The 13,848-nt window shown below is 73.8% G+C and carries 14 protein-coding genes; 8 read left to right on the forward strand and 6 right to left on the reverse strand.

The window, feature by feature from the left end:
• Positions 1 to 21: 21 nt before the first annotated feature.
• The 5 genes from AB0J06_RS25715 to AB0J06_RS25735 form a co-directional block, all read right to left on the reverse strand.
• Positions 22 to 789, reverse strand: a complete 768-nt coding sequence (locus AB0J06_RS25715) for an NAD(P)-dependent oxidoreductase (RefSeq protein WP_357432159.1) — start codon at positions 787 to 789, stop codon at positions 22 to 24.
• Positions 786 to 1,817: a cytochrome P450 gene (locus AB0J06_RS25720; protein WP_357432161.1), complete on the reverse strand. Its 1,032-nt coding sequence runs from the start codon at positions 1,815 to 1,817 to the stop codon at positions 786 to 788. The genes AB0J06_RS25715 and AB0J06_RS25720 overlap by 4 nt, the downstream gene beginning before the upstream one ends.
• Positions 1,818 to 1,908: 91 nt before the next feature.
• Positions 1,909 to 3,366, reverse strand: a complete 1,458-nt coding sequence (locus tag AB0J06_RS25725; RefSeq protein WP_357432163.1) for a class I adenylate-forming enzyme family protein — start codon at positions 3,364 to 3,366, stop codon at positions 1,909 to 1,911.
• Positions 3,366 to 4,103, reverse strand: coding sequence for a glycosyltransferase family 2 protein (locus tag AB0J06_RS25730; protein WP_357432165.1), 738 nt, complete (start codon positions 4,101 to 4,103; stop codon positions 3,366 to 3,368). The genes AB0J06_RS25725 and AB0J06_RS25730 overlap by 1 nt, the downstream gene beginning before the upstream one ends.
• Complete coding sequence (locus AB0J06_RS25735; RefSeq protein WP_357432167.1) at positions 4,100 to 5,131, reverse strand: 3-oxoacyl-[acyl-carrier-protein] synthase III C-terminal domain-containing protein; 1,032 nt, start codon at positions 5,129 to 5,131, stop codon at positions 4,100 to 4,102. The genes AB0J06_RS25730 and AB0J06_RS25735 overlap by 4 nt, the downstream gene beginning before the upstream one ends.
• Positions 5,132 to 5,250: 119 nt before the next feature.
• Here AB0J06_RS25735 and AB0J06_RS25740 point away from each other — a divergent pair, with 119 nt between their 5' ends.
• The 8 genes from AB0J06_RS25740 to AB0J06_RS25775 all read left to right on the forward strand — a co-directional run bounded on the left by AB0J06_RS25740 (position 5,251) and on the right by AB0J06_RS25775 (position 12,975).
• Positions 5,251 to 5,520: a DUF6343 family protein gene (locus AB0J06_RS25740; RefSeq protein WP_357432169.1), complete on the forward strand. Its 270-nt coding sequence runs from the start codon at positions 5,251 to 5,253 to the stop codon at positions 5,518 to 5,520.
• A gap of 13 nt (positions 5,521 to 5,533) precedes the next feature.
• Positions 5,534 to 6,946 (forward strand): NADP-dependent succinic semialdehyde dehydrogenase, encoded by a 1,413-nt coding sequence (locus AB0J06_RS25745; RefSeq protein ID WP_357432171.1) that lies wholly within the window; start codon positions 5,534 to 5,536, stop codon positions 6,944 to 6,946.
• A gap of 105 nt (positions 6,947 to 7,051) precedes the next feature.
• Positions 7,052 to 8,020 (forward strand): TIGR03885 family FMN-dependent LLM class oxidoreductase, encoded by a 969-nt coding sequence (locus AB0J06_RS25750; protein ID WP_357432173.1) that lies wholly within the window; start codon positions 7,052 to 7,054, stop codon positions 8,018 to 8,020.
• A gap of 25 nt (positions 8,021 to 8,045) precedes the next feature.
• Positions 8,046 to 9,620, forward strand: a complete 1,575-nt coding sequence (locus AB0J06_RS25755; RefSeq protein WP_357432175.1) for a Na+/H+ antiporter — start codon at positions 8,046 to 8,048, stop codon at positions 9,618 to 9,620.
• Positions 9,617 to 9,874 carry a UBP-type zinc finger domain-containing protein gene (locus AB0J06_RS25760; protein ID WP_357432176.1) on the forward strand — a complete coding sequence of 86 codons (258 nt, stop codon included), beginning with the start codon at positions 9,617 to 9,619 and terminating at the stop codon, positions 9,872 to 9,874. Before AB0J06_RS25755 ends, AB0J06_RS25760 begins: the two co-directional genes overlap by 4 nt.
• 181 nt (positions 9,875 to 10,055) lie before the next feature.
• On the forward strand, positions 10,056 to 11,135 hold the full coding sequence (locus tag AB0J06_RS25765) for a transporter substrate-binding domain-containing protein (RefSeq protein ID WP_357432178.1): 1,080 nt from the start codon (positions 10,056 to 10,058) through the stop codon (positions 11,133 to 11,135).
• A complete protein-coding gene (locus tag AB0J06_RS25770) occupies positions 11,081 to 12,172 on the forward strand; it encodes a hypothetical protein (RefSeq protein WP_357432180.1) in 1,092 nt (363 codons plus the stop codon). The genes AB0J06_RS25765 and AB0J06_RS25770 overlap by 55 nt, the downstream gene beginning before the upstream one ends.
• 74 nt (positions 12,173 to 12,246) lie before the next feature.
• Positions 12,247 to 12,975: a protein phosphatase 2C domain-containing protein gene (locus AB0J06_RS25775; protein ID WP_357432182.1), complete on the forward strand. Its 729-nt coding sequence runs from the start codon at positions 12,247 to 12,249 to the stop codon at positions 12,973 to 12,975.
• 12 nt (positions 12,976 to 12,987) lie between these two features.
• On the opposite strand, the gene AB0J06_RS25780 is transcribed toward AB0J06_RS25775, so the two are convergent.
• Positions 12,988 to 13,848 (reverse strand): ATP-dependent helicase C-terminal domain-containing protein (locus AB0J06_RS25780; RefSeq protein WP_357432184.1); only part of this gene is annotated, 861 nt, incomplete at its 5' end.

Here is a 13,848-nt window from a genome sequence, read left to right on the forward strand (position 1 = left end):
CATCGCCGGTGATGCCCGCCATCAGCAGACCGATCTCCTCGCGCGGGGTCTCCGGCGGGACACCGGCACGTGCCGCACCCGCGCCGCGCGGCCGGTCGCGGCGAGGGCTTCGGTGACGATCAGATCCCGGGAGTACGGGCGCGCGTCCGCGATGTTGTACGCCCCGGCCGGCCACCTCAGTGCGGCGAGGCACGCGTCGGCCAGATTCTCCACGGCGGTCAGACTCAGCGACACGTCCGGGCCGGGCAGCAGCACCCGGCGACCCCGCACCGCCCGGGCCAGCCGGGGCAGCAGGTGTGGGTCGCCCGGCCCGTAGACGGCCCGCGGGCGGAGCACCACCGCCGCCCCCGTGAGCGCCAGCCGCTCGCCGGCCGCCTTGGTCCGCCCGTACGCGGTCAACTGCCCGCCGATCGGGTGCTCCTCGCGGATCGCGCCGCCGCGGACGCGCGGGTCGTAGACGCTCGCGCTGCTCACCCAGACCACCGGTCGCTCGCGGGCGGCGTCGAGCAGCCGCGCGGTCCCGGCGACGTTGACCGCGTGGTAGGCCGCCTCGCTGTCGCGACCCGGTGCGGGGTCGCCGACCGCGGCGGCCAGGTGGATCACCACGTCGGCGCCGGCGAGATCGGGGGTGTCGTGCGCGGCGTCCCACCGCACGTGCCGTCCGACCGGGCCCGGCCGGCGCCCGAGACACACCACGTCGGCCCCGTTCGCTGCCGCCGCCCGGGCCACGGCCGAGCCGCAGAACCCGCTCGCGCCGGTCACCGCCACCCGCAGGCCCCGCAGCGTCATCGCGGCTCCGCCCGGATCAGCAGGGTCGCCCAGCCGGGGAGCGCGGACCGGCGGTCGACCCGCGCGGCGACGACGACGGGGCGGTGCGGCGCCAGCCCGGCGAGCACGTCGGTGAGTTGCGCGCGGGCCAGGTGCGCGCCGGGGCAGGCGTGCGGGCCCGCGCCGAAGACGAGCTGGGCGAGCTGCGCCGGTGCGGGAGCGGCGCAGTCCGGATCCGCGCGGTGGGCCCCGACGGCATGCCGGGCGACCAGCAGCAGGCGGTCGCCGCGCCGTACGGGAGCGCCGCCGACCGTGCCGGGCCCGGCCGCGACGCGGGGCAGCAGCGGACTGGCCGCGGTGACCCGCAGCAGCTCCGTGACGAGTAGGGGCCGGGTCAGGTCGTCGGCGGCCCGGTCCCACAGCCGGTCGTCGGCGCACCACGCTACCGCGCGCGGAACCGCGGCCAGCGTGGTGTTGACGGACGCCACCGCGAGCAGCGCGGCGCCGCCGGTCGGATCGTCGGGGGCCCGGACGAGCTCGGTCAGGCGCGCCGCGGTGGTACGGGCCCGCCGGGCCCGGCCCGGCCGGGGCAGCCCCGGCAGGTGGTCGCGGGCGGCCGCCGCCGCGGCGGCGCGTGCGGCGCTCGACAGGGCGTGCGGATCGACGGAGAGACCGAGCAGCGCCGCGGTCGTGGCACCCGTCATCTCCGCCACGACGTCGACCAGGTCCACGGTGCCGCCGTCGGCGAGCGGGGCCAGCCGCCGTTGTAACACCGCCGACCAGACCGGCCGGAGCCGGGCCACTCCGGCCGTACCCAGGTCCTCGGCGACCGCGCGGCGGGTGCTGCGGTGCGCGGCCCCGGTCTGGTCGAAGAGCATGCCGTCCGCGTCGAGGCGGCGCGCGGTCCCACCCGTGGTGCCGGCCGCGACGCGGTCCAACGGCACCCGGGTCAGCGCCTCGACGAAGGGCTGCGCCTCGTTGACCAGGACGGTCCGCCCCAGCCGCAGCACCGGCCGCCGCCGGACGACCGCGAGCAGGGCGAAGAGCAACGGATGACTCCGCAGGTAGACCCGGCGGTCCCGCTGCCGCCCGGCCGAGGGGGAGGCGCTTTGCGGGGCCGGACGTCTCCGTGCCGACGGCCTAGTCATGCGTCGCCGCGGCCAGGGCGGCGGCCGCCGCCCGGTCGGGCTTGCGGGAGCGGCCGGCCAGCGGCACGGACCGGAACAGCACCCGGTCCGGGCGGGCGGCGCCCATCCGGGCCAGGGCCGGTTCGAGCGCCTCCCGCAGCCGCCCCGCGTCCACCCCGGCCTCCGGCTCGACGACCGCGACGAGTCGCTCGTCACCGTCGCCGGCCGGGACGCCGACGAGCACCGCGAGACTGACGCCGGGCACGTGCAGGGCCGGCTCGTACAGACCCGGATAGATGTTCTCCGCGCCCCGCAGGATCATGTCCTTGCAGCGCCCGCCCAGCACCACCCGGTCGCCGTCGAGCCGACCCACGTCGCCGGTGGAGACCCAGTCGTGCGGATGCTCACCGAGATAGCGGTGCGAGCGGCCCGGCCCGGTCAGCAGCACCTGCCCCGTCGTGTCGATCCGGGCCCGCACGCCGGGCAGCAGCTCGCCGACCAGGTCGCCGTCGCCGGTGAAGGCGGACTTCTCGGCCTCCTCCACGGCGGCGGCCGGGAAGAGTTCGGTGAGGGCGTAGACCCCCCACGTCTGGGTGGCTCCGGCCCGTTTCACCCGTGCCAGCAGGGCCGCGCTTACCGGGGCCGACCCACTGTAGACGCGCCCGGTCAGGCGGGGCGCCTCGGCGAGCAGCGCGCGCAGTTGGGGCGGGGTGAGGTAGGTGGCCTGCGGCCGCAGCCGGGCGACCTGGCGGGCGAGGACGCGCGCGGAGCGCGCCGGCATGGCGACCGGCGCACCGCTGGCCAGGGACGGGACGAGGACGAAGAACATGCCCCCCAGCACGGGCTCGCCGGCGCGGGGTCGGACCAGGTCGGCCACCGCCCGCATGCCGGCGGTGAGCCCCGCGCGGCTGTGTACGACGGCGCGGGGTCGGCTCGTGGTACCCGAGGTGAAGATGATGACCGCGTCGCCGTCGTCGTCTCCGTGGTCGGGGGTCGGGCCGACCCGGGGCGTCAGCGTGGGCGCGCAGCCGGGCAGCCGCCGGCCGGCGGTGACCACCGGACCGAGCGAGGCGAGTTCGGGCAGCGCGAGTTGGGCGCGGCGCGCGAGCGGCCGGGCCCAACCGGCGACGGCCTGCGCCGCCGCGTCCGCGACCACCAGCGCCGGGCGCGCGAGCGACAGACGGGCGGCGAGTACGTCGGGCCCGGCCGACGGGTCGAGCACGGCCACCCGTAACCCGAGCCGATGGGCGGCGAGCATCACCGACAGCGCCCGCGGTCCGGGACGGACGGCCACCCCGAGCGTGTCACCGGCCACCAGACCCCGGTGGTGCAGGGCGGCGGCGTACCCGTCGGCGAGGTCCGCCAGGTCGCCACGGGTGACGCGGACGCGGGGGCGCCCCGACCGGCCGGCGGTGAGCACGGCCGGCCGGTCGCTGTCGCGGCGCAATGCCGCGGCGAGTTCGTCGAGCATCAGCGCGGGTCCGGAGTGAGTTCGCCGCTGCCCCGGTCGAGGTACCAGTAGGCGGTGCGGCGCAACCCGTACGCCCGCAGCCGACGGGTGGAGTTCTGCACCACCATCGTGCGACTCCGCACGATGTCCGCGCTGGTGCTGCGGACCCGGTTGAGGAAGGCGCGATCGGTCGGTGAGGGGCGGCGGGGCATGCCGCCGGCCGCCAGGTAGAGCCGCGCGGTGATCGCCATGTTGTTGCCGGCGTGCATCCGGTAGGGCGCCAGGTAACCGGTGCGGCGGTGGGCCGGCCGGAACCGGCCGAACGTCGACGCCACGGCGACGATGCCCTGGAACGCCGCCCGCCCGACCGGGCCGTGCTCGTCGTGGCGTGCCTTGATCCGCCCGCAGACCATGCCCGCCCCGGCCGCCAGCGACGCGCGGGCGGCGGCGACCCAGTAGGGCTGCGGGAGACAGTCGGCGTCGGTGCGGGCCAGCAGCAGCGCCCCATGGGTGATCGCGTGCCGGAAACCCGTGTCCACCGCGCAGCCGACCCCCTTCTCCGGCTCCCGGATCAGGTGCACGGCGACCGGGGCGGTGGCGGCGAAGCGGCGGACCACGTCCGCCGTCGCGTCGGTCGAGCCGTTGTCGACGACCAGGAGGGTGAAGTCACGGTCGGTCTGGGCGGCCAGCGCGTCGAGCGTCGCGCCGATCCGGCGCTCCTCGTTGTACGCGGGCACCACGACCCACAACTCGCTCACGCCTTCTCCCAGACCATCGTCATCAGGCTGACGCCGCCGCCCAACCCGACGAACAGCACCCGGTCGCCGGTGCGCAGCTCGGCGTGGACGCGTGCCAGTTGGACGCCGAGCGTGGCGCTGGCGAGATTGCCCAGCTCCGTCACGGTGATCTCCAGCTTCTCCTTCGGGACGCCGGTGACCTCGATGAAGCGTTCGAGGTAGGGGAGGGTGACCTGGTGCACGAGCACCCGCGTGTAGTCCGCCCACTCCAGGCCGGTGCGGCTGCGCACCCGGTCCAGGATGTCGGCGCCGATCTTCTCGAAGACCCCGCGCAGGGCACGGCCGTCGCCCTGGAAATAGGTGTGCTCGTCGCCGCGCGGATGCCGCGACCCGCCGCCGAGGATCCCGCCCACCGCCCAGTGCTCGGAGTGGGTCTCCGTGTCGATGTCGAGGATGCCGCCGGTCGGCACCGCCTCGACGACCACGGCCGCGCCGGCGTCGCCGAAGGTGTAGCCGGCGAACGCGGCGCGGGCCCGGGCGAGGCTCTCCAGTTGCCAGCGCATCGCCCGGGTCGGGGTCTCGCCGGTGACCACGAGGACGCGTCGGGCCCGCCCGGCCAGGATGAACGACCGGGCCGCGTCGATGCCGTTGAGGAAGCTGTTGCAGGCGTTGGTCAGGTCCAGCGCGTGCGCCCGCGTGCCCAGCTCCGCCTGCACGATGTGTGCGGTGGCCGGCTCGACCATGTCCCGGCTCGCCGAGGCGAAGAGGAGCAGGTCGATGTCGAGCGGGTCGAGTTCGGCGGCGGCCAGCGCCTGCCTCGCCGCCCGTACGGCGAGCGTCGAGGCGTACTCGTCGTCGGCGGCCAGCCGGCGTCGCTCGATCCCGGTCATCGTCGAGAACAGGTTGCGCGGCAGCGCGAAGCCGCTGGCCCGGCTGACGCTCTCCTGCAGGTCGACCGTGGTCAACTGCTGTTCCGGCAGAGCGGCGCCGACGGCGGTGATGCCCACCCGCACGTCGGCGGGGCGGTGGAACAGGGGCGTACCGATCATGCGCTCAGCTTTCCGGGGGCGGTGCGGGGTGGAATGAGTAGCGGTGCTCATTCAGACCAGTGTTGATCACCTGGCTCTCCGTGAGGTTACGGCGCGCCGGGATCGGGTACCTCAGCGGTATGGCCGTAAAGCCGCAGCCCAGAGGGGCAAGAGGAACGATCGGACACCCGTTCAGCGCCCTCAATCTGCGCCTTGTATTGGCGACTTTCGGACTTGTCGTATCTGTGGTCCTGGGCGTGCTTACCGCGCGCGCCGGTTATCCGGCGCCCGCGGTGATCCTGTTCGTGCTCGCGGTCGTGGCCGCGATCGACGTGGTCGTGGTGCAGCGCCGACGCGTGGCACGGCACCGGGACGAGCCGCCGGGCACGCAGCACTCGCTCTTCGAGTAGCAGGGAGAACGACGTGTCGATCGCCACCACCAATCCGGCCACCGGCCAGGTGCTCAAGACCTTCGACCCGATGCCGGACGAGCAGGTGGAGGCGGCGCTCGGCCGCGCCGTCGACGGTTTCCAGGCGCTGCGCCGCACGTCGTTCGGCCAGCGCGCGCAGTGGATGCGGGCCGCGGCGGAACTCCTCGACGCGGAGTGCGAGTCGGTCGCCCGCGTGATGACCACCGAGATGGGCAAGACGCTCGCCGCCGCCCGCGCCGAGGTCGGCAAATGCGCCGTCGGTTGTCGCTTCTACGCCGAGCACGCCGAGCGGTTCCTCGCCGACGAGCCGGGCGACGCCGCCGCGGTGGCGTCGATCCGGGCGTACACCCGCTATCAGCCGCTCGGACCGGTGCTGGCGGTGATGCCGTGGAACTTCCCGCTCTGGCAGGTGATCCGCTTCGCCGCGCCGGCGCTGATGGCCGGCAACGTCGGCCTGCTCAAGCACGCCTCCAACGTCCCGCAGACGGCGCTCTTCCTCGATGAGCTCTTCCGCCGGGCCGGCTTTCCGGGGGGCTCGTTCCAGACTCTGCTGATCGGGTCGGACGCCGTGGAGCGGGTGCTCACCGACCGCCGGGTCCGGGCCGCGACGCTGACCGGCAGCGAGGCGGCCGGTCGGGCCGTGGCGCGGGTCGCCGGGCGGGAGTTGAAGAAGACTGTTCTCGAACTCGGCGGTAGCGATCCCTTCGTCGTGATGCCCTCGGCCGACCTCGCGCTCGCCGCCGACGTGGCCACCACCGCGCGGTGCCAGAACAACGGGCAGTCCTGCATCGCGGCGAAGCGCTTCATCGTGCACACGGACGTCTACGACGACTTCGCACGGGCCTTCGTCGACCGGATGTCGGCGCTGCGGGTCGGTGACCCGATGGCCGACGACACCGACGTCGGGCCGCTCGCGACCGCGCAGGGGCGCACCGCCGTGGAGGATCAGGTACGCGACGCGGTGGACAAGGGGGCCACGGTGCTCTGCGGGGGACGGCGCCCGAAAGGGGAGGGCTGGTTCTACCCACCGACCGTGGTCGCCGACCTCACCCCGGAGATGCGGATGTGGTCGGAGGAGGTCTTCGGGCCGGTCGCCGGGCTCTACCGGGTGTCGTCGTACGACGAGGCGATCGAGGTGGCCAACGGCACCAACTTCGGACTCGGCTCCAACGCGTGGACGCGGGAGCCGGAGGAGCAGGAGCGCTTCGCGGCGGACCTCGACGCCGGCAGCGTCTTCATCAACGGGATGACCACCTCCTATCCGGAGTTGCCGTTCGGCGGGGTGAAGAACTCCGGGTACGGCCGGGAGCTCTCCGCGCACGGCATCCGGGAGTTCTGCAACGTCAAGACGGTGTGGGTGGGGAAGGGCGCGCCGAGCGCCGGTGCGGGCGCGCACAACGAGTAGTCACGAGCGATGCCGTGACAAAGGGCACCGCGCGGGGCCTACCCGGGGGCAAGGCGTACCGGGGGCAAGGCGTAGAGAACGGGACAGCCGGGTAGTTGCCGGGCCATGACGGTCTACGGCATCCACGCTTCGCATGAACAGGTCCACCCGGCTCGACTGCTCGACGCGGTCATCCGCGCCGAACAGGCCGGGTTCACCGCCGCGATGTGCTCGGACCACTTCTCGCCCTGGAGCGAGCGGCAGGGAGAATCGGCGTTCGCCTGGTCGTGGCTCGGTGCCGCGCTGCAGGCCACCGGACTGCCCTTCGGAGTCGTCAACGCGCCCGGGCAGCGCTACCACCCGGCCATCATCGCCCAGGCGATCGGCACGCTGGCCGCCATGTACCCGGGACGCTTCTGGGCCGCGCTCGGCACCGGCGAGGCCAGCAACGAGCACATCACCGGTGACCGCTGGCCGCGCAAGGAGGTGCGCACGGCCCGCCTGCGCGAATCGGTCGACGTGATCCGGGCTCTCCTCGCCGGCGAGGAGGTCAGCCATGACGGCCTCGTCACCGTGGACCGCGCCCGGCTCTGGACCCGTCCCGCGGAGCCGCCGCAGCTGATCGGCGCGGCGGTCAGCGAGCGCACCGCGCGGTGGTGCGCCGAATGGGCCGACGGGCTGATCACCGTGAACGCGCCGGTGGAGCGCCTGCGGCGGATCGTGGACAGCTATCGGGGGGCCGGCGGCCGGGGCCGGCTCGCGCTGCAGGTGCACCTGAGCTGGGCGGCCGACGAGGCGGAGGCGGCGCGGCTGGCGCACGAGCAGTGGCGCAGCAACGTCTTCGCGCCGCCGGTCTGCTGGGACCTGGAAACCCCCGCCCACTTCGATGCGATCTCCCGCGAGGTCACCCCCGCGCAGGTCGCCGAGGTGGTCAACGTCTCCGCCGACCTGGGACGGCACACCGACTGGCTGCACGAGTACGAGGAACTGGGCTTCGACGAGATCTACCTGCACCACGTGGGGCAGGAGCAGGCCGGCTTCATCGACGCCTTCGGGGCCGAGGTGCTGCCCAAGCTTCGGGCGGCCGGTAACTGAACGTCAAGATAAACTTACGCTTCGCATGGAAACCTTGACTGGGGTCGTCGTACTGCTGGGGGTCGTCGTCGTCGGCGCGGCCCTCGCCCGCCGGCTCGGCCTGCTCGCTCCGATCGTCCTCGTGGTGGTCGGCCTGGTGTTCTCCTTCCTGCCCGGCTTCCCCACCGTGCAGCTCGACCCGGAACTTGTCCTGGTCGGCATCCTGCCGCCGCTGCTCTACGTCGCCGCGGTGCAGACCTCCGTGCCGGCGTTCCGGTTCAACCTCCGTCCGATCCTGCTCCTCGCGATCGGCCTGGTGATCTTCACCGCGTTCGCCGTCGGGCTGGTGCTGCACCTGCTGCTGCCCACCGTTCCGTTCGCCGCCTGCGTGGCGCTCGGCGCGGTGGTCGCCCCGCCCGACGCGATCGCCGCGACCGCCGTGGCACGCCGCATCGGGCTGCCTCGTCGGGTGGTCAGCATCCTCGAGGGCGAGAGCCTCATCAACGACGCGACCGCGCTGGTCCTGCTCCGGGTGTCGATCGCGGCCGCCGGCGGCACCGCCGTCGGGTTCGGGCACATCGCGGGGGAGGTGCTGCTCTCCGCCGGCGGCGGTCTCCTCATCGGGGTGCTCGGCGCCCTGCTCCTCGGCTTCCTGCACCGGCGGGTGAAGGATCCGCTGCTGGAGAACGCGCTGTCGCTGCTCAGCCCGTTCATCCTCGTCCTGCCCGCCGAATATCTGCACATGTCCGGCATCGTCGCCGTGGTCGTCGCCGGGCTGGCGCTCGGGCACCGCATGCCGACGCTGCTCGCCGCCGAGTCCCGGCTGCAGATGAACGCCTTCTGGCGGCTGGTCACCTTCGTGCTCGAAGGGCTGGTCTTCCTCCTCGTCGGTCTGCAACTGCGCGACGTGCTGCGCAACCTGCAGACCGGATGGGTCACGGTCGCCTGGGCCACCCTGGCGGTGCTGCTGACGGTCATCCTCGCCCGGTTCGTCTGGCTGTTCCCGTCGGCGTACCTCGCCCGGCTCGTGCCCCGGATCCGTCGTCGGGAGCCCGCGCTCTCTCCGCGCTTTCCCGCGATCATCGCGTGGGCCGGCATGCGTGGCGTGGTCACGCTCGCCGCCGCGCTCGCCCTCCCGCTCGAGCTGGCCAACGGCACGCCGTACCCGCGGGGGCTCTTCGTCTGGCTGGCCTTCGCGACGATCGTGGTGACCCTGCTGGTGCAGGCCGCCACGCTCCCGGCCGTCGCGCGGTGGCTGCGGCTGCCCCCGGACGACACCACCGCCGACGTGCTGTCCGAGGCGGCCGTGCAGCACGCGGCCGGTCGCGCCGCGCGGGAGCGGTTGGACGCGCACGCCGACGGCGCTCCCGCCGCCGTCGTCGAGCGGCTGCGCAAGGCGATCGACGACCGGAGCAACGCCGCATGGGAACGGCTCGGCGGAGAGGGGCAGGAAACCCCGTACCAGGCGTACGGGCGGCTGCGGCAGGAGATGATCGACGCGGAACGCGAGGTGTTCCGGGTGGCGCGCGACGAGGGGCGGATTCCCGAGGAGGTGCTCGTCGAGGCGCAGCGCGACCTCGACCTGGAGGAGTCACTGTTGCGGCGGAGGACCGAGCGATGACCTGTCCGCACCTGCACGCGGCCGGCGCCGCGCAGCCGCAGATCACCGACGCCTGTCAGGACTGCCTGACCGCCGGCTTCACCGACTGGGTACGCCTACGGTCGTGCCTGACCTGCGGGCACGTCGCGTGCTGCGACTCCTCGCCGCACCGGCACGCCACCGCGCACTTCCGCGACAGCGGCCACCCCGTGATGAGGTCCATCCAGGGCGGCGAGTCGTGGCGGTGGTGCTACATCGACGAGGCCCTCGGCTGACCCGCCCGGGACGGGTCATGATCGCGCTACTGCTCGGAAACAGTGCTCTCGCGCGCTGGGCAAGGCACATCTTCGCCGACGTAGCGCGATCATGATGCGCGGGTTGGCCGGTTAGCGGGTGTCGCGGGGAGCCATTCGTGCGTCACGATGTGACGGACGTGAGACGACCTCGAGGAGCGACGTGGCGGGGCTGGATGGCGGGGGAGAGCCGGACGCGGGGGCGCGGCCCGGCTCGCCGGACCGGTCGGACCCGGTGGCGGACGGCGTACCCGACCGCGCCGACCTGGTGAAACGCACCGCCCGCCTGGCCGCGCTCCTGCTGGCCCTGGTGCTCGCGGTGATCATCGTGATCGCCACCGTCGTCCTGCGCGGGCCGCCATCCAAACAGGACCTGATGCGGGACGCGCACCTGATCGGCAAGCGGGAGCTGCTGATCGGCGTCAAGGACGACCAGCCGGGGATCAGCCTGCTCGACCGGAGCACCGGCACGTTCTCCGGTTTCGACATCGACATCGCGCGCATGGTCGCGGCCGATCTCGGGTTCCGCCCCAACGAGGTGCGGTTCCTCGCGATCGAGAGCGAGGACCGGGCGAAGATGCAGGCCCGTACGGACGACGGGCGCTTCGTCACCGTCGACCTGGTGATCGCCACCTACAGCGTCACCGACGAGCGGGAGAAACTCGACGGTGTCACGTTCTCGGCGCCGTACCTGCGCACCGAGCAGTCCGTGGTGACCCGCGCCGACTTCGTCGGCGCGGTCGACACGCTGCAGGACCTGCGCGGCCGGAAGACGTGCAGCCTCTCCACCGCGACCTCCGAGAGCGCGGCGTCACTGGCCGGAGTCGACCTGATCAGCAAGAAGCGGATCAGCGAATGCGTCGACGCGCTGCTGCGCCGCGACGTCGAGGCGGTGACCACGGACGCCGCGATCCTGGCCGGCTTCGTCGCCCAGCACCCCGACAAGCTGCGGCATCACGACATCGGATTGGACGCCCGGGAGGCGTGGGGCATCAACACCGGTGACAACGAAGCGCTGCGTGATCTGGTCAACCTCTCGCTCCACACGTCGTTGACCGATCCGCGGGACCGCCGCTGGGAGGACGCTTTCGACCGGCACCTCCGCCCGGAGCAGGCGGTCAACCTGCCGCAGCAGGTCGCGGTCGACCAGCAACCGGGTGTCGAGAAGGTGGAGGTACGGCGGTGGCCGTGGGAGACAGTGGCGTTCCCGCCGGGCACGCCGGGGCGCCCGCCGATCCGGTGACCGCCCGGCAGGCCCAGCACTGGCTGCTGACCCTCCTGCCCGGCTTTCCGCTCCTCCTGCTCGTCCTGCGACTGTGGCACCTGAGCCGCCAGGACCTCTCCACCATGCTGCTGCTCGTGCAGTACGTGAGCCCGCTCGGGCTGGTCAGCGCACTGCTGATCACGCTGGTCTGGGTGCTGCCGCTGAGCGTTCTCGTGGTCGCCGTACTCGGGAACCTGCTCTGGCTCAGCGCCCCCGACCGGTTCGATCCGGACCGCTCGCTGCTCGCCCGGGCGACCGTACGCACGCCGGGCTGGGTGATCGGGTCGGCCGCGCTGCTGGCGGCCCTGACCTGGCAGCTGCGGTTCCTGCCCACGTTGGTGATGATGTCGCTCGCCGCGCTGGGGCTCTACACGCGCCGCCGCTACGCGGGGGACCGGGCGCGGACCCGGACGGTTTGCCTCGTCCTGCCGCTGATCGCGGCGGGTGTCGCCTACCTCTGGCTGGGGCCGGCGATCGTCGCGGCGGTGCGGTCGGGCGACGCCGTCACCGCGCTGCTGCTGATCGCGCCCCCCGCGCTCGGGGTCTTTCTCACCGGGCCGGTGCCGCGCCGGGCGGCGCCTCCGCTCACCCACTGGGTGGTGGTCGCGGGCGCGCTCGTGGCGCCGTTCGTCGTCGGCGCGATCTTTCTGCGCGCGCCGATCCTGCCCACCGTGGCGGTCGAGGTCGCCGACGGGGGCTCGCCGGCCGACCCGCCGGCGACCGTCCTCCGTGGCCAGATCATCACCGTCGACGACCGGATGACGACGCTCCTCGACGACCAGGGCTTGGTGCGTTTCGTGCCGAACGACCAGGTGGCGTCGAAGACGCTCTGTCCCGAGTCGGCGCACGTCCCGGCGAGCCGGGTGCGGGCGCACGGCTGGCACGTCGAGGAGACGGCCCTGGAGTGGATCATCCCGCGGCGGGTGCCCGGTGAGCCCGATCCGCGATGCCGGGGACGCCTGCTGACTCCGGTTGAGCCGACCGCGCCCCGCGACCGGCCCGCGACGCACCGTTAGTTCGGGCAGATTGTGCCGATGTCTCGGTGATTCACTAGAGACATTGCGGCCCTCCGCCTGGCAGGCTGCCAGCCATGACCCTGAAGCTGCGTTCTGCGGCGGTGAGTGACCGCGGCCTGATCCGGAGTGCCAACCAGGACTCTGTGCACGCCGGGGAGTGGCTCGTCGTGGTCGCCGACGGCATGGGCGGGATGGCGGCCGGCGATCTGGCCAGCGCGATCGCCATCGAGGCGATCGCCCCGCTGGATGTGGCGCTGCCGGACGACCGGCTCGCCGAGGCCCTGCGGGAGGCGATCGGCGCGGCGAGCGAACGGATCCGGGCGGCCGTGACCGACGATCCGACGCGCGAGGGGATGGGCACGACCCTCACCGCGCTGCTCTGCTCCGCCACCGGCACGGCCGTCGCGCTGGTCCACCTCGGGGACTCCCGCGCGTACCTGCTCCGCGGCGGGGTGCTGGAGCAGATGACGAAGGACGACACCTTCGTCCAGATGCTGGTCGACGAAGGCATGATCACCGCGGAGGAGGCGATCAACCATCCGCGCCGGGCGGTGGTCACCCGGGCGCTGCAGGGCGAGCCGGTGACCGCGGCGTACGGCGCGATGCCGCCGGTCGTCGGCGACCGGTGGATGCTCTGCAGCGACGGGCTCTCCAACGTGGTCCCGGCGGAGACGATGGCGGAGGTGCTGACGACGTACCCCGATCGGCAGGCGTGCGCGCAGCGCCTGGTCGACCTGGCGCTGGAAGGCGGCGGACCCGACAACGTCACGGTGATCGTCGCCGACATCGTCGAGGAGTCCTGACAGCGCGCCCGGTCAGGACCGGCGGGGCTGGGCGCGGCGCGTCGGCGGCGCGGTCGTCGGGTCCTCGGGCCACGGATGGCGCGGGTAGCGGCCCCGCAGCTCCGCGCGGACCTGCGCATAGCCGGTAGCCCAGAAGGACGCCAGATCGCGGGTGACCGCGACGGGTCGTCCCGCCGGGGAGAGCAGGTGCAGCAGGACGGCGACGCGTCCGTCCGCGATCCGCGGCGCGTCACGCCACCCGAACGCCTCCTGCACCTTCACCGCGAGCACGGGCGCGGCCGGGTCGGCGTAGCTGACCCGCACCCGGGACCCGCTCGGCACCGTGAGCCGCTCCGGTGCCACCTCATCCAGTCGCGAGGCCTGCTTCCAGGGCAGCAGCCGGCGCAGCGCCGCCGCCACATCGATCCGCGTCAGGTCGCCGCGGCGCCGCGCGCCGGCCAGCTCCGGGCCGAGCCACTCCGCCGCGGCGTCGAGCAGCGCCTCGTCGTCGACGCGCGGCCACGGGTCACCGAGCGCCTGCCGGCAGAACGCGAGCCGCTCGCGCAGCGACCGCGCCTCCGCGCCCCACGTCAGCAGCTCCGGCCCGATGCTGCGCAACCCGTCCAGCAGCGCGGCGGTGACGAGCACCGGGTCGGGTCGGGGCAGTGCGCGTTCGACCAGCACGAGCGCGCCCAGCCGGGTGATCTCGCGGGCCACCACGTCCGTACCGGACCAGGCCACCTCCTGTTCGGTGGTGAGCAGCGGCGCGCCCGCCTCGCGGGCGGTGGCCTCGTCGATGACGGCGGCGCGCCGGATCCGCGCGTCGCGGCGGCCGGGCGCGCGGTCCGCGGCGGCGACGGCGAGCCAGGTCGTCCCGGAGAGCGGCGACGCCGG

This window comes from Micromonospora sp. NPDC049679 (genome assembly GCF_040659735.1).
Lineage (GTDB): Bacteria > Actinomycetota > Actinomycetes > Mycobacteriales > Micromonosporaceae > Micromonospora_I.